Source organism: Nocardia gipuzkoensis, from assembly GCF_021183645.1.
Lineage (GTDB): Bacteria > Actinomycetota > Actinomycetes > Mycobacteriales > Mycobacteriaceae > Nocardia > Nocardia abscessus.
The window spans coordinates 7,387,662-7,403,839 of the sequence record NZ_CP089225.1 but is presented as its reverse complement, the minus strand read 5'-3'; the positions used below and the strand labels follow the sequence as shown (position 1 = coordinate 7,403,839).

Genomic DNA, 16,178 nt, shown 5'->3' with positions numbered 1-16,178 from the left:
GGAGGAAGGTGAGTTATGTCCGGTGGCGCCACCGGGGCGCCACCCTGACCAGGTGGGAGGTGGCCCGTGTACGCACGTTCCAGCACAATTGCGGCCCAGGCGTCGTCGATCGACGACGGGACCGCATACCTCCGTGATGAAGTGATGCCGAATCTGCCCGAGATCCAAGGGTGGGTCGGAATGTCCTTGATGACCGACCGGTCGACCGGACGCTGCATCGCCACGACGTCGTGGGAGTCCGAGCAGGCACTGCACGCCAGCAGAGGCCGCGTTCAGCAGCTGCGCGAGGGCCTGGCCCGGCAGCTCGGCGGCCGGGTGGAACGGGTCGAGGAATGGGAGATCGCGGTGATGCACCGTGACCATCCGTCCGGCGACAATGCCTGCGCCCGGTGCTCGTGGGTGCAGGTCGACCCGAGCCAGCTCGACCGGCTGGCCGAAACGTTCAAGACCGAAGTGCTGCCGCAGACGGAGATGCTCGACGGATTCTGCAGCGCAAGCCTGTTCATCGACCGGGCGAGCGGCCGCGCGGTGGGCGCGACCGTATGGGAATCCCGGGCGGCGATGGAAGGCAGCCGCGAGCAGACCAATCGGATCAGGGCACAGGCCACCCAACAGGTGGGTGCCAACGTGCTCGAAGTAGGAGAGTTCGACCTGTCGTTCGCGCACCTGCGCGTTCCCGAGATGGCCTGAGATCACCCGACACCCGGCCGGAAGACGGGCTTCCGGCCGGATGCCCCGGTGCCACGACCCGGACGGTTCGTCCCGGGTACGGATGTCGCTTACCCGAGAAGTAATCGCCCTGCCGTAGGGCTGTTCGTAGGATCGGGGCGTGACTACCCCAACGGCCGGTGACCTGCTGCGGCACTGGCGTCTGGAACGCAGACTGAGCCAACTGGAGCTGGCCGGGCGGGCCGATACCTCGGCGCGGCACCTGAGCTTCATCGAGACCGGACGAGCCACACCGAGCCGGACCATGATCGTGCACCTGTCCGAGCATCTGGAGATCCCGTTGCGCGAACGCAACCGCGTGTTGCTGGCCGCGGGCTACGCCCCCGCCTACGCGCAACCCGGCCTGGACACCCCCGCCATGGACGCCGTCCGCGGGGCCATGCGCCAGATCCTCGCCGGGCACGAGCCCTACCCGGCGCTGGCCATCGACCAGAACTGGACGATGATCGACGCCAACAGCGGGGTGGCCGTGCTCATCGCGGGCATCGACCCGGAGCTGACCAGACCGCCGGTGAACGCGCTGCGACTGAGCCTGCACCCCGACGGCATGGCCGGCCGCATCCGCAACCTCGCCGAGTGGCGCGGCCACATCTTCGCCCGCCTGGCGCGCCAGGCCGAGGTGACCGGCTCCCGGGAACTGGCCGACCTGCTCGAGGAGCTGCGGTCCTACCCGGGAGGCGAAGTGGAGCTCGCGGTTCCCGAACCCGACCAGGCGGTGGTCCCGCTGCGGATCGAACACGACGGCGACGAGTTGTCGCTGCTCAGCGTCACGACGGTCTTCGGAACCCCGATGAACGTCACCGTCGCCGAACTGGCCATCGAGTCGTTCTTCCCCGCCGACGAGGACACCATGAAACGCCTCACCGCGGGCGCCCGGTGAGCCGCGCCGCCCAGCTGTCCGCACTGCTCGGCCTGCCCGTGCGCGCCGTCACCGATCTCGGCGCGCGCCATGCGTGGACGCTGCACCGCGCCGAATTGGCCGACGCCCGAACCGTGTTCGTGAAGGCCTCGGCCACCCCGACGTCCGTCTTCACGGCCGAAGCGGCGGGTCTGGCCTGGCTGCGAAACACGGAAACCGGCACACGCGGTGACGGGACCGGCGCTTTGCTGCCGCAGGTGCTCGCCGCCGACGATCGGATGCTGGTGCTGCCCTGGCTGGCGGAAACCGCACCCACGCCCGCTGCCGCCGAGCGACTCGGCCGCGAACTCGCCGCGCTGCACGCCGGTGGCTGCGCCCGGTTCGGTGCGCCGTGGGAAGGCTGGATCGCGAGCCTGCCGCTGCCCAACACCCCGATGGACGGCCCGTGGTCGCAGTGGTACGCCGAACATCGTCTCGCGCCCTATCTTCCTTCTGCCGCCGCGCATCTCGGTGCCGACGGAACCCGCCTGGTCGAGCGCGTCATCGACCGCATCGATGACCTCGCCGGACCCGCCGAACCCCCGGCGCGCATCCACGGCGACCTGTGGTCGGGCAACATCCTGTGGACCGAGCGGCGGGCGATGCTCATCGATCCTGCCGCGCACGCGGGCCACCGCGAGACCGACCTGGCCATGCTCGCCCTCTTCGGCGCCCCGCACCTGGACCGTATCCGCGCGGCCTACCACGAGACCCATCCGCTGGCCGACGGCTGGCGCACCCGCACGCCGCTGCACCAGTTGCATCCGCTGCTGGTGCACGTCGTGCTGTTCGGCGCGGGCTACCGCGCGCAGGCCCTCGCCGCGGCCGGTGCGGCGCTGGCGTCCTGACCGGATCGGCCGGTCACCCGTCGACCCGCGCGATGACCTTCTCCGCGAAGCGGGACAGGTTGGCGATCTTCGTCTCCAGCGGCTCGGTGTCCTGCTCGGTGGTGTAGGGCAGCCGGAAACCGACGATCACGTCGGTGACGCCTTTATCCTCCAGGCGCTTGACGCCGTCCACGGTGAAGCCGTCCAGCGAGATGACGTGCACCTCGAAATCCTTGCGGGTGCCGTACTCCGCGCGCAGTGCGTCCAGTTCGGCCAGCAGCCGGTCGAGTTCGGCGCCGTCGCCACCGGCGTGCATCCACCCGTCGCCGCGCTGGGCGGCCCGGCGCAGCGCGGGCTTGCTGTGGCCGCCGATCAGGATGGGCACCGGTTCGGTCGGCACCGGGCTGATCTTGATCGGCGGAATGTCGTAGAACTGCCCGTGGTATTCGAAGTATCCGCCCGCCGAGAGCCCGCGCACGATGTCGATGCATTCGTCCATCCGCGCACCACGCTTGTCGAACGGCACCCCCATGATCTCGAAATCGTCCGGCCACGGGCTGATGCCGACGCCGAGCCCGAACCGGTTGCCGCTCAGCGCGGCCACCGAGGCGGCCTGTTTGGCCACCAGCACCGGCGGCCGGATCGGCAGCTTCAGCACGAACGGGGTGAAACGCAGGGTGGTGGTGACCGCCGCCATCGCCGCACTGAGCACGAACGCCTCGATGAACGGCTTGTCCTCCAAGAACTCCCGGCTACCGTCGGGGGTGTATGGATATTTCGCGTCGGATTCCTTCGGGTACGCCACGCTGTCGGCGACTGCCATCGAGGTGTAACCGGCCTCCTCGGCGGCCTTGGCCAGAGCGAGGTAATACGACGGATCGGTCATGGTCTCGGCGTAGGTGAAGCGCATAGTGCTCGCCTTCCTGGCGCGTCGTGCGCGCCGCGCGGGTCCCGGCGCCGGTGCCCGCGGACCGGGCCGTCGCCGAGACGTGAGGGGAACTGCCGCAAGCGGCTCGAAGCGGCCTCGATGGTGTCGAGGTCACCCGAGAGGTCACCGCCTACTGCCATGGGTTGGTGAAGCCTTCCGGAATCAAGTGGTCGAACACGGCCTTCATCTCCCGCGACAGCCGCATCAGTTCGATGTGCGACCCGATCGGCCCGCCGTCGAGGTAGGCGAACTCCATCCCGACGCCTTCGAACCTGCCGCGCGCGACGACTTCGATACCTGCCGCGGCGGCCTCGGCGAGCGCGGCGTCATAGTCGGCGGGCACCCAGGCGGCGTGATGCAGCCCGGGGCCGAGACGGTCGAGATGCTCGGCGTACAGGCTCACCCCGCCCCGTGGCTCGATCAATTCCAGCTGCTGGCCGCCCGCGTAGCCGAGCGCCACACTGATCGTGTAATCGGCCGGCGCGCCACGCAGTTCGGCGGCCGAGGGCCCGAAGTGGACATCCGGGATGGTGAACCACTCGCCGACCCCGTACCGGGTGGTGAACCTCTCGCACGCCGCGCCCAGATCTTCCACCACCCAGCACAGTTGAAAGATCGGCCCGCCGGCGATCATCGGCGTCCTCCGGCGCGGCCCAGCAGGCTCGGACACCACCGGTAGGCGGCGACCACCGCCTTGTTGTAGTGGGGGAACACGATGTACGGCTTGTTCTTCCGCATCCCACGCAGGATGTGCGCCGCGGCCCGTTCCGAGCTGATCATCCCGATCGGCATCCGGCGCACGGGTCCGCGAAAGGAGTACCCGGGCAGGTCGATCCCGGAATCGACGATGTCGGTCGCGACCCCTCCCGGCACCGCCACGCTCACCCTGACCCCCGCCGCGGCCGCCTCGACCCGCAGCGCGGTGCTCAGTCCGACCACCGCGTGCTCGGTCATCGCGTAGGCGGCCGAGGGCGACACCGGTGTCAGTCCCGCGATGGACGCCATGTTGACGATGTGACCGGAGCCCTGCGTCCGCATCAGGGGGTAGGCGTGGCGTGTACCGTGCACCACACCCCAGAGGTTCACGTCCACGATCCGCTGCCACTGCGGCAACGGGATGTGCTCGACGGCCCCACCGAGGCGGATACCGGCATTGTTGAACAGGAAGTCGATGCGTCCGAACTCGGCGACGGCGCTGTGGATGAGGCGGCGCACCTGCTCGTCGTCGGAGACATCGATGACCTGTGTGTGGATCGCGGTATCGGCGGCCAGACCCACCAGCCCGGCGGCATCGGTGTCGGCGGCCACGACCGCGACGCCCCGCGCGGCCAGCAGGCGGCACAGCGCGGCGCCGAGCCCGGACGCGGCACCGGTGACCACCGCCACATTATCCACAACGTTTAATTAAGCATCTGTGTTTAACATCGTCAATACTCGTGTTTAGTACAGTGCGGGTATGCCGAGCGCCGCTTCGCGCACCGCCTTGCTCGACGCCGGGGAACGCCTCATCGCCGAACGCGGCGTCGACGTGCCGCTGCGCGACATCGCCGCCGCGGCAGGTCAGCGCAACAACTCCGCCGTGCACTATTACTTCGATTCGCGCACCGGACTGATCGAGGCCATCGTCGAGCGGCGGATGAACTGGCTCGAACACCGGCGCATGCAGTTGCTGGCCGCCCACGAGGCCACGGGCGGCGCCAACGACCTGCCCACCCTCGTCGCCATGCTCGCCACGCCCATCCTGGAACTGCTCGGCCACGACGGAGTGACCCATCTGGGGCGGTTCCTGGAAGTCGTGCGCACCCATCCCGTGGTCGCCGACGCCCGCCGCCTCGCCGGAGCCGACCGGGCGGCGGTCCGGATCATCGCCACCCGGCTCGACGCCGCGCTCGGCCTGCCGGGACGTCTGCGCAGGCAGCGCCTGGAAACCATGACCACCGTCATGCTCGCGCTGATCGCCGACTACGAGCGCACCCTGGAATCGGGCATCCGCACCGCCCGCCCCGGGGACGACGCGGAGATCGTGGACATGATCGTCGCCATGCTCACCGTGCCCGTCCGCGCGCACACAGCCTCCGCGCCGGGACGCTGAGACCCGGCACGGCGCCCCGTCGTGACACGGCATCTCACGGCCGCCCATGGCCGGCGACGCGGCGCCGGCGGCGGATCCTCACCCCAACGTCCGGGGCCACCCGGAACCGTATCCCGGCGCGGTGAGCGGCCGATTACCTTGGGGCGAGGCAATTTCCGGGAATCTACGGTGCAGCCGCTCGATGTAGCGGCGCACGGCGCACAATTCGGTGTGCAACTCGTGCCGTGCGGCGGCGTCGCGATAGGCGAATCCCAGCTCGCGCGCCAGCGTCTGGGCGCGGACGGTCAGCAACTCCAAGAAGACCCGGGCCTGGGCGAGGTCGGCGTCTTGTTCCATGCGGTGGGCCGATCTGTCGTTCGATTCGTTGTCGGTCGCCCAGTGCTCCCCGTGCCGCGGTCCTCGGCCGATCGAAGCAAACCCGATGCTAGCCCAGCCGCCGCCCCAGGGGTGCCGAAATGGGACTGCCCCTTGGCTATCGGCCGGCGACCGGGCGACCAGCAGCACGAACCCGGGCGGCGAGACGGTCCAGCGGCTCGGACACCGCCGACGCGTATCGTGATCGTATGGGCGTCATCGGGGAGCTGTTTCCGGGCAAGAAGCTGACCCATGAGGGCAGCGAGGACAGCGCCGGGCAACCCCACACGCCGCGGTTCGACATCGACCTCGACACCGGAGTGGTGCGAGTGCCGCGAGCGGACCGCCCCACATCAGACGAACGCGACGGCGCCCGGCCGGAGCGGGCATAGAACCGCGAACCTCGGCGTCCGGACACTGCTGGGGTGCCCGCTCTCCGACTCGGGCAGAAAACATCCCGCTGAGCGCAACCCACGACGGCGCCGGCACGCGCCGGTAGCGTCGCCGCAATGGGCCATGCTGGAAGGCGGCGGCGACCGCTGAAGACCGTCACGGGAGTGAGCGGTGCGGTGAGCGTCTACGCCGCGGCCATCGATCCGGCCGCCACCACGGTCGCGTCGTCGATCGAGGTCGCGAAAATCGCCGAACGGCACAAGTTCGACGCCCTCTTCGCCGCCGACCTGCTGAGCTTCGGCGCGCAAGGCGCGATCGGAGCGCAGGAACCCTTGATCTTCCTCTCCGCACTGAGCGCCGTGACCTCGCATGTCGGGCTGATCGCGACGGTGACCACCACCTTCCATCACCCCTACAACCTCGCGCGGCTGTTCGGCACACTCGACCACATCAGCAACGGACGCGCGGCCTGGAACGCGGTGACCTCCTCGGTCGGGGAGGAGAACTACGGCGATCAGGAACTGCCCAGCCCCGAAGAGCGCTACGCACGCGCCACCGAATCCCTCGAAGTGGTCAACGCCCTGTTCGACAGCTGGCAGCCGGGCGCTCTGACCTCCGACGGGCGCGGCGGCGCGATCCTGGATGCCGGCAGGGTCCGCCCGATCGACTACACGGGGCAGTACTACACCGTGCGCGGGCCGCTGAACATCCCGCCGCTGCCGCAGCGCAGGCCGGTCCAGTTCCAGGCAGGGCAATCCGCCGGGGGTATCGAATTGGGCGCGCGGTTCGCCGAAGTCGTGTTCACCTCGCTGCCCACCCTGGAAGACGCGGTCACCTACACCAAGCGCATCCGCGCCCGCGCCGGGGAACTCGGCCGCGCCGAGGGCCTGCCCTTGATCATGAGCTCGTTCCACGCCACCTACGGCGCGACCGAAGCCGCCGCCCGGCGCCTGGCGCGGGAACAAGCGGAGGCGACCGACTTCGAGGCCGGACGCGCCGCCCTGGCCGACATGCTCGGCGGCGGCGTCGACCTGTCCGGCCTGCCGCTGGACAAGCCGCTACCGCAGACCCTGCTTCCCGACGTGACCGCGGTACACCGCAGGCGTGGGCGGGTGGAGATCTTCAGCAACTTCGCGCGGTCGGGAAAGACGCTGCGCGAACTGATCATCGCCGCCAAGGACACCGGCCACTGGGCCGCCGTCGGAACTCCCGAACAGCTCGCCGACGCGATCGAAGAACGCTACGACGCGGGCGTCCTGGATGTGATCTCCCTCGGCGGGCTCGCCGACGACCGCACCCGTGACTTCGTCGTCAACGGGCTGCTGCCGGAACTGCGCCGCCGCCGAATCGTCGGTTCCGACTACGTCGGCGCCACCTTCCGCGAGAACCTCGAACTTCCCCCGCTACCGAGCTGACCGGGACCACTGCGTGCGCATCCTGAAAACCTATGCCAGAGCCTTCGTCGCCGACCTCGACACCGCCCTGCCGATCTACGAACGGCTGGTCGGCGCACCGGCGGACCTGCGTTTCGGCTTCGAGAACGCCGAACTCGCCGCCATCGGGGACTTCCTGCTCATCGCGGGCAAGCCGGAAGACGTCGAGAAGTACCGCAGCACCGTCGGCCCGATCGTCGTCGACGATCTCGACGCACTCCTGCGGACGGTGACCGACTACGGCGCGGAACTCGTCGCCGGACCGTTCACCAGCGCCACCGGAACGTTTGTGTACGTCCGTCACGCCGACGGCGCACAGCTGGAATACGTCCAGTGGTCGGCCGAAACACGTGCGCGCGTGCGCGGGCTGGACGGACCACCGAACGCTAGCGGGTGAGAACCGGCGTCTTGACAGGGGCAGCGGTGGTGTCGTGCTGTGGCGGATTCGTATTCCGCACCCACGTGATGTTGGCGACCAGATCGTCGTCGAAGACGAGTTCGTCCCACAGCACCTGGTCGGTCTCCGGCGCGGGTCGCTCCGCCGGGCGTGGCGCCTCGGTGGCCGCCGCCGGAGCCTGCTGCTGCTCGGCGGGCAGCGGCGTCACGAGCCACGTCAGCGCTCGCATCGGACTGAGACCGTAGCGGCGGGCGCCTTGCGCGACCGCGACCACCGCGGCCGCGGCGGTCATCACGCCGACAGCCAACGCCACGGGCGTCAGCCCGGCTCCGGCCATCCGGCGCTCACCCGACCCGCTCGTCGCCGCCTCGTCGAGCACCCGGTGCAGCAACCCCGCACCGAAGCCTTCGCCCTGGTCGATCAGGACCCGCAATTCCGGCCCCCTGGCATCCAGGTACAGCAACCCGCACAGCACCAGAATCGCCACGGCCACACTGGAGCCCATCACCAGATGGGCCAGCGCACGGGAACGCGACCGCGCCTGCGCCAGCACGGCGAACACGGTGACCACCATCGCGGCGGCGGCCAGCAGACCCCAGGCGCCACTGATGTTCACATCACGGAACTTCGACACCGAAAACTCGTCGAAACCCTCGGTGAAACCGGTGATCCGGCCGAACGCGTCCGAGCGCGCCTCGCCACCCGAGCCCGACGCCGAGAGCCACGGCTGGAACAGCAGGACGAACGCGGCGAGACTCGTGGCCGCGGCGTACAGAAAACCCCAGTCCAACCCCCGTGGTGGTGTCGCGCCGCGTGCCGGATGATCGGAGCCGCCGCTCCCACGGTGTCGCGCTTCGGTTGCCTGCCAGGGGGTGTTTTGTACCATTGCTCCGGTTTCGCCGGTGCCGCGTGAAATTCGCTGCCGCCCAACGCAATAACAGTGAAATTGCCCAGGGGTCGAAATCGCGACACATGAATGAGGTGTAATTCGATACGGGCGTCATCGACCATCGACGAAAATCACCGTATGCACCGCCGCGACCGTGGGCAAGCGTGATCGATGTCCCACACATCACCGCAGCTCCAGCGGCATACGAGCGGAAAGCGACCCAACCGATGAGTAACATTTTGCCCATCGCGTTGGCCTCGGCCTTTGCCGTTTCACCGCACCATTGCCGAACCAGGCCCCCGCCAATTGCTGTGACACGCTTAACATGTGCGCAGTGGGATTTCGGTCACAAATCTCCGCCACACGCGCACGAATCCCGGCCGGATATCCCGAATCCCACCCGTGCAGCCCTGATTTCGACACCCTCAGCGGATCAGTCCTTCGGGCCGGGCGCGAACATATTTCCCCGCTCCGGAAGCCACATCCGACCACACCTTCCGGACCGGCGCAGTACCAGAGGCGGAACCCCGCTGCTCAACGCCCCGCCGACGCACGCGCGTCGACGACGACACGGGCGATCTCCGCCAGACTCTCGTCCGGAACCTCCACCGCACCTTCGGCGTCGACCAGCACCGCGGTCGGGTAGATCTCGCGCAGCAGATCCGGACCGCCCGTCGCGGTATCGTCATCGGCCGCGTCGAACAGCGCCTCCACCGCCAGACGCAGCGCCCCTTGCGCATCGATATCGCGGCGATAGGTCTTCTTCAACGACGACTCCGCGAACACCGACCCCGACCCGACAGCGGTGTAACCGAAACGCTCCTCGTGCCGGCTACCCACCGCGTCGTACGACACGATCCGCCCCGCCCGCCGCGGGTCCGCGGCATCCGGGTCATAGCCGACCAGCAGCGGAACCACCGCCATACCCTGCAGCGCCGCAGGCAGATTGGCGCGCACCATCGCCGACAACTTCGTGGCCTTGCCGTCGAACGTCAGCGCAGCCCCCTCGATCTTCTCGTAGTGCTCGAGCTCCACCGCGAACAACCGGATCATCTCCAACGCCATCCCCACCGTGCCCGCGAAACCGGCCGCCGAATACGTATCGGTGACGAAGACCTTCTGCATATCCCGCGTCGCCACCAGATTCGCCATCGTGCCCCGCCGGTCACCGGCCACCAGCACACCACCGTGATAACTGATCGCGACGATCGTCGTCCCGTGCGGCGCCACGCCACCACCGGCGCCGAAGCCCTGATCGGGCAACAACTGCGGCGCGTAACGGCGCAGATACTCCGAGAAGGACGCCGCCGGGTACTCCAAGCCGAGCGGCAGGTGACTGTCGGTCGTCATGAATCACCTTTCCGGGCGGAGCGTGCACCACCCCGCGAACGACATGCTCTCGAGCCGACGTTACCGGAACACCCCCCCTCGCGGCGGCAACCACCATCGCCCAGCGCCGTCGCTCAGGCCGGGCCATCCCCGGTGCAGATCTCCGGTGCATCGATCTGAACACAGGGGACCGGAGCCCGCGTCGGCTGATAACCGGGCCGCACACCACCCGCGCGGATCAAATCCGCATAGGCCCCGACCGCGTCGGTCGGGCGGCGCCGCAACGTCGGATCGGTCAGCACATCCACCGTGTAGAGCCCGAACCGCGGCGCGTAAGAACCCCACTCGTAATTGTCGGTCAGACTCCAATAGTTGTAGCCGATGACGTTCATCCCGTCCGCCTTCGCCCGCTGCAGCCAATACACCGTGTCCCGCAAGTGATCGGCCCGGGTATAACCATCCGGCCGGACCTGCCCGTTCTCCGTCGGAAGACCGTTCTCCACGACATACAGCGGACGATCCGGGAACTGACGCGCGTAATGCCGCAACGCGTAGTAGATACCCTCCGGATGCACCGGCAGCTCCCACATCGCGGGACCACCCTCCGCACCGCCCTGCGCCGACTCCCCGGCCTGCGGCAGCGGAGCGAAATAGTAATCGACACCGATGAAGTCCAACTTCGCCGAGATCCGATCCACGATCGGCTGATTGACCTCCGTCTCCGCACCCGCCACATAGCCCAGATTGCTCGTCACCTGCGCACCCGGCCGAGCGCTATGAATGACGTCGTAGATCTCGTTGTGCGCCTGCGCGATGTGATCCACCATCACCGGCGCCTCCTCGACACTGATCCCACCGGTGCGCAACTCGGTGCCGACATACGCGGCAGGCTCGTTGAACGTCACCCACAACGGATCACGCGAGGAATACCGGTGCACCACCTTGCGCATGTTCGCCAGCCAATCCGCCACCATGCCCGGATTACGCCACCCGCCACGGTCCAACGCCCACCCCGGATACACCCAATGGTCCAAAGTCAGCATCGGCCGCATCCCCGCCGCGACAATCCGCGCGATCACGTTGTCGTAGAACCCGAACGCCGCCTCGTCCCAGGCATGCGGCGCGGGCTGCAACCGCGCCCACTCGATACCCACCCGGTAGACCCGCACACCCAGACGCGCCGCCAGCTCGACATCACCGATGTAGTGGCGCGCGAAATCCACCGAATCGCGATACGGATCCGCCGTCGCGCCCGACTCGATATAACGCGACCAGTTGCTGTCGGGCGCATGCCCTTCGGACTGAAACCCCGACGACGACACACCCCACAGAAAGTCCGCACCGAACGCAGGCAACTCCCGGCTCGGCTGAGCAGCGGAAACACCCGAAGTCATCAGCATCGCCGCAGCGGCCGACAGCGCGGCGAACCCGCGCCGCCCAGTGCGTATACGCATCGCCGTAGCGTAACTGTCAAATTGCTGGCTTCCCTGGCAGCAGTCCGCGTGTCGCCGGTCGCACCATCGTCACGATTCCGCTCTCACTCCGCCCGCGCCCGCCGCGCCAACTCCACCGTCGCCGCCCGCAACTGCTCGACCCCATCGAGCCGCGCCGCATACCCCACCCTCGTGCGCGCCACACCCCGCGGCGTCACCACCCGCAAATCCAAGCCGTAACGGTCGGCGCGCTCACAACTCGCCTCCGTGGCGTCGGGATATCCACCCAGCCGCCGCGCCATACCCAGCAACGCCTCGGCGTGATCGTCGTTGAGATGCGCCACCGCCCGAGCCGCCACCGGCAACACCGGATCCGGCTCCGCCGCCGCATACTCCTGCGCGCTCGCCGAATCCATCCGCCCATACCCACCCACCCAGCGCACCCGCCGCACCCGCAACACCCACAACGAGAAGTCGCTGTAATCGATGTACATCCGCCCCGCCGCGACCGCCGCCAGATACGCCTCCCGCGCCGCCACCGCCTCCGCACCCACCGGACGCTCCACCACCCCCGCCAGCGTGACCCTGGCACCCGCCAACGGATCCGCAGGCGGATCCGGCGCCACCACCGCCACACTCGCCCGACCGTCCGCGGCCAGATTGCGCCCGTGCTCGGCCAGCCGCGACACACACAACACCGGCTGCCCCTCCAGCAACCCGTACGTCACCAGCGACGCCCACGGCGAACCATCCTCGGCGAGACTGGCCAGCGTCGCGGTATTCGACGCCGCCGCAACGGTTCTCGCCTCCTCCGCCGCCGACGGACGAGCCGGATGCAGCACCGGCGCGAGCGGCGGCGGCACCGAGGGCCCGTCGCCGGGATCACCATGATCGACAGTCATGCCCCCATCCTGCCAGCGCGTCCCCGCGAAACGCCGCACCTCATCACACCTGCGCATCAATTGGCCGAGCGCGGACGCCGCCGATCGACCAGACTGGCCAAGGTGACCAGATACGCATTCGATGCCGACCGCGCCGCCCTCGTCGCCACCTGGGCGACCGGACGAGGCGACCTCGCCCAGACGGTGGCCACCCTGCCTCCGCAGGTGACCACGGACCAGGCAACCGATCTGGCGTCGAACCTCACCACCCTCTCGCGCTTCCAATGGCGCACCTACACCCATCCCGCCAGCGCCGCGGGCGACCCCGACGTCCCCAACAGCGAGGCATGGCGCCGCGCCGAGGAACGCCGCAACTTCAAGGAGGTCGAAACCGGCCTGCGCAGCCCCAACCTGCCCACCGACGAAGGACTGCTCGTCTCCTACAGCGGCGTCGTCGAATCCGCCCACCGCATCGGACGCACCCTGCACGACATCGACGACGACGCCCTGCGCGACACCGTCGCCGCCGAAGTCCGCACCGAACAGGAAGCCATCGAATCCGCCGAACGCGGCGACCTCTCCGGTCGCGCCCGCCAAGCCGTCGAACTGTCCCGCCCCGACGTCTCCCCGGCCCAGGTCCACGCCGCCGACGCGCTCCTGCGCACCGACCCGCTCGGCAGCATCGAACTGTTCACCGAACTCGACCCCGCCTCCGCCTCCGTCGCCGCCGCGCACTGGCTCTACGCCGCCGCCGAAGTCGCCGGAGAAGCCGCCAACGTACCCACCACCGACGTCGTCGCCGAAGCCGACGAGATCGAAGCACTCCAAGTCGAGACACCCACCCTCGTCCTCGAACGCCTCGCCGCGGGCGACACCCCGACCGAAGTCGTCCTCGACCTGATCGCCGAAGCGATGGCCGTGCACGAAGGCCGCATCCCGGCCCCGTGGACCCTCGTCGCCCGCGTCGCCGAAATGGAAGCGCAGGCCCACCGATTCGGCGTCGACGCCGACACCCGCGAGGCCATGCTCGCCGGCTTCCGCATCAGCCGCCTCGACCCCGCCCGCCCCGCCCTCGACCTCCTCGAAGACCTCCTCGACGGCATCCGCGGCTGCCTGCTTCTCTACGCGGCCCACACCGACCACGACGATGCCGAAAGCCGCTTCGCCGAAGACGTCCGCGTCGAAGCCGACGCCGACCCCGAAGACCTCCTCTGAGCCCACGGGCGGGACATGGCCGCGCCCTGTCCCGCCCGCAACAGTTCAGTGGGCGGCCTCCTCGGCGAGGCCGGCCGCTCCGGGAGCCAGCCAGCCGCGCAGGGCGCGGTACACCGCCTCATGATTGAGCAACGTGAAGTGATGCGCCGACGCGAGATGCATGCCGTGATCGACGTCGAAACCGATGCGACGGGCGCGACCACGACCCGAGCCGCTCGGCGTGAGAACCAGCCCGTCACCGACCACGCGGCCCAGCGGATGCCGCGGACTACGCGTGACAATGGCGGTCACGAAATAGTGCTTCGCACCCGCCAGCAGCGGAACCTCGCGGACCACCCGGCGACGCAGCGCGTCCACGTCCAGATCCCGCCAATCCTCGTCCACCAGGGAACCGTCCCGCAGGTCCCGGATACCCGCACTGCGCCGACGCAGCAGACGCCCGAACGGTCGGGTCTCCGGCACCCGCACCAGCGCCGCCGACGCGTAGTGCACCAACTGCTCCAGCGGCGCGCCCAGATGAGGTGAACCGAGGCACACCACCTCTCGCACCAACCGCACCCACGGCAGCCCCGCCTCAGCCGCCTGGAAGCACGCACCGCGCGCGACCAGCCCACCCATCGAATGACCCACCAGCGACACCCGCTCGATCGGCACCGGCCACCGCTCGACCAGACACCGCATCAGCTCACTGAACTGCCCGGCGTTCTCCGAGATGTGCAGACCGGAGTTGTACCGGACGTGCAACGCCGTGCACTCGGTGTCCGACTCCAATCGCTCGGCGTAAGTCGAACCGCCGCCGAAACGCCACGCATGCTCGGTCTCCACCAACCCGTGCAAGAAGACCACGACATGCGAACCGGGCCGCCGGATCCGCGCACCGACCAGCTCGGCGCGCACGGGAGCGCCGTCGACACGAAAGGACATCGGCCCCGCCAGTATCGGTCGGGTCCGCTCGAGATCGTCACCGATCAAACCTTGCAGGGCGGCGAGGATCCCCGAGCCGTACACCGTGCGTGAAGGCACGGCGCCGGGCAGATCCGCGGTTCGCTCCGCGACCATTCCCGCCGCCACCGCCGACCCGCTGACCACCCGGTAGACGCCCTCGGCGATCACATCGTGCATCAGCTCGACCGGAGCCGCCGCCGGTCCCACGCCCCAGCGCGCCGCGGCGAACACGCGGTGCGCGATCGCCCGGTGCACCGCCGCGATCCCTTCGACAGCGCCGCCGAGTTCGTCACCGGCGAGCCGGGCCAGCGCCCTGACCTCCGCCTGCCGTTGGCGTACGTCGTTCGTCATGGGTTCAGTGTACAAGTGTTCACTGAATTGAGTGCGGGAACCCTATGGCACCCGCGATACCGCCACCGCGGACTCGGTGAGGCTGCCCAGATACAGCACACCATCCTGCTCGACCACACCGGTCACCAACGAATAGTCGGTGCCTTCGACTTGAAGGTCGTGCACGATCTCGCCCTCGAAATTCACCGCCAGCACCCACACCGTCCGAGCCGGCTTCGGCTGCACCCACTCCGGCAGCGTCCACACGATGCGCCGGAGAATGCCGGGCAACGGAAGAAGCCGGTCCAGCAACGGATTCCGCGGTGACGGAAGGGTGACCCAGATCAGGCCGTCGCTGCCCAGGCCGAGGTTGTCGGGAAAGCCGGGCAAGTTCTCGATCAGCCGTTCCTGCGTGCCCGCCTCGGGGCCGGTCAGCCAGTAGCGCGTCAGCCGGTACCCGCCGGTTTCCGCGACGACCACGCAGGAACGGTCGGGCGCCACAACAACACCGTTGGCGAACTGCAGATCATCGATCAGCGTCTCCACCTTGCCCGCGGGGTCGCGGCGGAACAGGCGGCCGGTGCCCGAGTGCTCCAGGAGGTCGCCCATGTATTCGTCGAGTGCGTACCGGCGCGACGACGCCGAGAAGTAGATCGTGCCGTCCACGTCGCGCACGACATTACTGGCGAATCGCAGGCGCTCGCCCTCGATCTCGTCGACCAGGACGGCCAGGCGTCCGTCGGTGTCCAGCTCGAGCAGTCCGCGCTCGAAATCGCAGATCAGCACACGTCCGTCGGCGTCCGCGTGCAGGCCGAGCGGGCGGCCGCCGGTGTTCGCGAGCTCGCGTACATCACCGGTCGCCGGATCGATGCTGAGAATCGCGCCACTCTCGATGCCCGCGATGATCCTGCCGTCGGGGGAGAGCACGACATCCTCCGGGCCGTTGCCCGGCAATTCGAGACGCCTGAGCTCGGGAAGGGGTGGGGTGCTGCGAGTTCGGCGAGCGCGGGCAGGGGAGGGCGGTGGCGTCCAACGCTGCGGCCGCATTGTCGAGGCGAGCATGGCCATCAGGGTAGCCGGAGGAGTGCGGAGTTCCGGTGAGAAA

The 16,178-nt window shown here is 68.9% G+C and carries 18 protein-coding genes; 8 read left to right on the top strand and 10 right to left on the bottom strand.

Going from position 1 to position 16,178, the window contains the following annotated elements; all coding sequences use genetic code 11:
* The first annotated feature begins 66 nt into the window (after nt 1-66).
* From LTT66_RS33690 to LTT66_RS33680, 3 genes are all read left to right on the top strand, one after another.
* A complete protein-coding gene (locus LTT66_RS33690; protein ID WP_233062533.1) occupies nt 67-690 on the top strand; it encodes a hypothetical protein in 624 nt (207 codons plus the stop codon).
* A gap of 139 nt (nt 691-829) precedes the next feature.
* Nucleotides 830-1,609, top strand: coding sequence for a helix-turn-helix domain-containing protein (locus LTT66_RS33685; RefSeq protein ID WP_195101675.1), 780 nt, complete (start codon nt 830-832; stop codon nt 1,607-1,609).
* On the top strand, nt 1,606-2,475 hold the full coding sequence (locus LTT66_RS33680) for a fructosamine kinase family protein (RefSeq protein ID WP_233062532.1): 870 nt from the start codon (nt 1,606-1,608) through the stop codon (nt 2,473-2,475). The genes LTT66_RS33685 and LTT66_RS33680 overlap by 4 nt, the downstream gene beginning before the upstream one ends.
* Before the next feature lie 13 nt (nt 2,476-2,488).
* Here the strand turns inward: LTT66_RS33680 and LTT66_RS33675 are convergent, their stop codons facing one another.
* From LTT66_RS33675 to LTT66_RS33665, 3 genes are all read right to left on the bottom strand, one after another.
* The gene (locus LTT66_RS33675) at nt 2,489-3,364 is read right to left on the bottom strand and encodes a TIGR03619 family F420-dependent LLM class oxidoreductase (protein ID WP_233062531.1); all 876 of its coding nucleotides are present in this window, start codon (nt 3,362-3,364) and stop codon (nt 2,489-2,491) included.
* A 148-nt stretch (nt 3,365-3,512) separates the two neighbouring features.
* On the bottom strand, nt 3,513-4,016 hold the full coding sequence (locus LTT66_RS33670; protein ID WP_233062530.1) for a VOC family protein: 504 nt from the start codon (nt 4,014-4,016) through the stop codon (nt 3,513-3,515).
* A complete protein-coding gene (locus LTT66_RS33665; RefSeq protein ID WP_233062529.1) occupies nt 4,013-4,762 on the bottom strand; it encodes an SDR family NAD(P)-dependent oxidoreductase in 750 nt (249 codons plus the stop codon). Before LTT66_RS33665 ends, LTT66_RS33670 begins: the two co-directional genes overlap by 4 nt.
* Nucleotides 4,763-4,838: 76 nt before the next feature.
* On the opposite strand from LTT66_RS33665, the gene LTT66_RS33660 reads away from it, so the two are divergent.
* The gene (locus tag LTT66_RS33660; RefSeq protein ID WP_233062528.1) at nt 4,839-5,474 is read left to right on the top strand and encodes a TetR/AcrR family transcriptional regulator; all 636 of its coding nucleotides are present in this window, start codon (nt 4,839-4,841) and stop codon (nt 5,472-5,474) included.
* Nucleotides 5,475-5,552: 78 nt separating this feature from the next.
* Here LTT66_RS33660 and LTT66_RS33655 read toward each other — a convergent pair whose 3' ends face one another.
* Complete coding sequence (locus tag LTT66_RS33655; RefSeq protein WP_181723939.1) at nt 5,553-5,810, bottom strand: hypothetical protein; 258 nt, start codon at nt 5,808-5,810, stop codon at nt 5,553-5,555.
* Nucleotides 5,811-6,037: 227 nt separating this feature from the next.
* On the opposite strand from LTT66_RS33655, the gene LTT66_RS33650 reads away from it, so the two are divergent.
* From LTT66_RS33650 to LTT66_RS33640, 3 genes are all read left to right on the top strand, one after another.
* A complete protein-coding gene (locus LTT66_RS33650; protein WP_233062527.1) occupies nt 6,038-6,220 on the top strand; it encodes a hypothetical protein in 183 nt (60 codons plus the stop codon).
* 117 nt (nt 6,221-6,337) lie between these two features.
* Nucleotides 6,338-7,636 (top strand): NtaA/DmoA family FMN-dependent monooxygenase, encoded by a 1,299-nt coding sequence (locus tag LTT66_RS33645; protein ID WP_233062526.1) that lies wholly within the window; start codon nt 6,338-6,340, stop codon nt 7,634-7,636.
* A gap of 13 nt (nt 7,637-7,649) precedes the next feature.
* Nucleotides 7,650-8,051, top strand: a complete 402-nt coding sequence (locus LTT66_RS33640; protein WP_181723936.1) for a VOC family protein — start codon at nt 7,650-7,652, stop codon at nt 8,049-8,051.
* Here LTT66_RS33640 and LTT66_RS33635 read toward each other — a convergent pair.
* The 4 genes from LTT66_RS33635 to LTT66_RS33620 form a co-directional block, all read right to left on the bottom strand.
* Nucleotides 8,041-8,841 carry a hypothetical protein gene (locus LTT66_RS33635; RefSeq protein WP_233062525.1) on the bottom strand — a complete coding sequence of 267 codons (801 nt, stop codon included), beginning with the start codon at nt 8,839-8,841 and terminating at the stop codon, nt 8,041-8,043. The genes LTT66_RS33640 and LTT66_RS33635 overlap by 11 nt on opposite strands.
* Before the next feature lie 633 nt (nt 8,842-9,474).
* Nucleotides 9,475-10,290: a proteasome subunit beta gene (gene prcB / locus LTT66_RS33630; protein WP_233062524.1), complete on the bottom strand. Its 816-nt coding sequence runs from the start codon at nt 10,288-10,290 to the stop codon at nt 9,475-9,477.
* A 113-nt stretch (nt 10,291-10,403) separates the two neighbouring features.
* On the bottom strand, nt 10,404-11,723 hold the full coding sequence (locus LTT66_RS33625) for a family 1 glycosylhydrolase (protein ID WP_233062523.1): 1,320 nt from the start codon (nt 11,721-11,723) through the stop codon (nt 10,404-10,406).
* A gap of 83 nt (nt 11,724-11,806) precedes the next feature.
* A complete protein-coding gene (locus LTT66_RS33620) occupies nt 11,807-12,604 on the bottom strand; it encodes a HugZ family pyridoxamine 5'-phosphate oxidase (protein WP_233062522.1) in 798 nt (265 codons plus the stop codon).
* Nucleotides 12,605-12,706: 102 nt separating this feature from the next.
* Between LTT66_RS33620 and LTT66_RS33615 the strand changes: the two genes are divergently transcribed.
* Nucleotides 12,707-13,798, top strand: a complete 1,092-nt coding sequence (locus LTT66_RS33615) for a hypothetical protein (RefSeq protein ID WP_233062521.1) — start codon at nt 12,707-12,709, stop codon at nt 13,796-13,798.
* Nucleotides 13,799-13,843: 45 nt separating this feature from the next.
* On the opposite strand, the gene LTT66_RS33610 is transcribed toward LTT66_RS33615, so the two are convergent.
* Together LTT66_RS33610 and LTT66_RS33605 are read right to left on the bottom strand one after the other, a co-directional pair.
* The gene (locus tag LTT66_RS33610) at nt 13,844-15,094 is read right to left on the bottom strand and encodes an esterase/lipase family protein (RefSeq protein WP_233062520.1); all 1,251 of its coding nucleotides are present in this window, start codon (nt 15,092-15,094) and stop codon (nt 13,844-13,846) included.
* Between the two features lie 42 nt (nt 15,095-15,136).
* The gene (locus tag LTT66_RS33605; RefSeq protein WP_233062519.1) at nt 15,137-16,135 is read right to left on the bottom strand and encodes an SMP-30/gluconolactonase/LRE family protein; all 999 of its coding nucleotides are present in this window, start codon (nt 16,133-16,135) and stop codon (nt 15,137-15,139) included.
* Between the last annotated feature and the right edge of the window lie 43 nt (nt 16,136-16,178).

Coding starts and splice junctions, on each gene's coding strand:
- LTT66_RS33675 (WP_233062531.1), bottom strand. CDS start 3,364: ATGCGCTTCACCTACGCCGAGACCATGACCGATCCGTCGTATTACCTC.
- LTT66_RS33670 (WP_233062530.1), bottom strand. CDS start 4,016: ATGATCGCCGGCGGGCCGATCTTTCAACTGTGCTGGGTGGTGGAAGAT.
- LTT66_RS33660 (WP_233062528.1), top strand. CDS start 4,839: ATGCCGAGCGCCGCTTCGCGCACCGCCTTGCTCGACGCCGGGGAACGC.
- LTT66_RS33655 (WP_181723939.1), bottom strand. CDS start 5,810: ATGGAACAAGACGCCGACCTCGCCCAGGCCCGGGTCTTCTTGGAGTTG.
- LTT66_RS33650 (WP_233062527.1), top strand. CDS start 6,038: ATGGGCGTCATCGGGGAGCTGTTTCCGGGCAAGAAGCTGACCCATGAG.
- LTT66_RS33645 (WP_233062526.1), top strand. CDS start 6,338: ATGGGCCATGCTGGAAGGCGGCGGCGACCGCTGAAGACCGTCACGGGA.
- prcB (WP_233062524.1), bottom strand. CDS start 10,290: ATGACGACCGACAGTCACCTGCCGCTCGGCTTGGAGTACCCGGCGGCG.
- LTT66_RS33625 (WP_233062523.1), bottom strand. CDS start 11,723: ATGCGTATACGCACTGGGCGGCGCGGGTTCGCCGCGCTGTCGGCCGCT.
- LTT66_RS33620 (WP_233062522.1), bottom strand. CDS start 12,604: ATGACTGTCGATCATGGTGATCCCGGCGACGGGCCCTCGGTGCCGCCG.
- LTT66_RS33610 (WP_233062520.1), bottom strand. CDS start 15,094: ATGACGAACGACGTACGCCAACGGCAGGCGGAGGTCAGGGCGCTGGCC.
- LTT66_RS33605 (WP_233062519.1), bottom strand. CDS start 16,135: ATGCTCGCCTCGACAATGCGGCCGCAGCGTTGGACGCCACCGCCCTCC.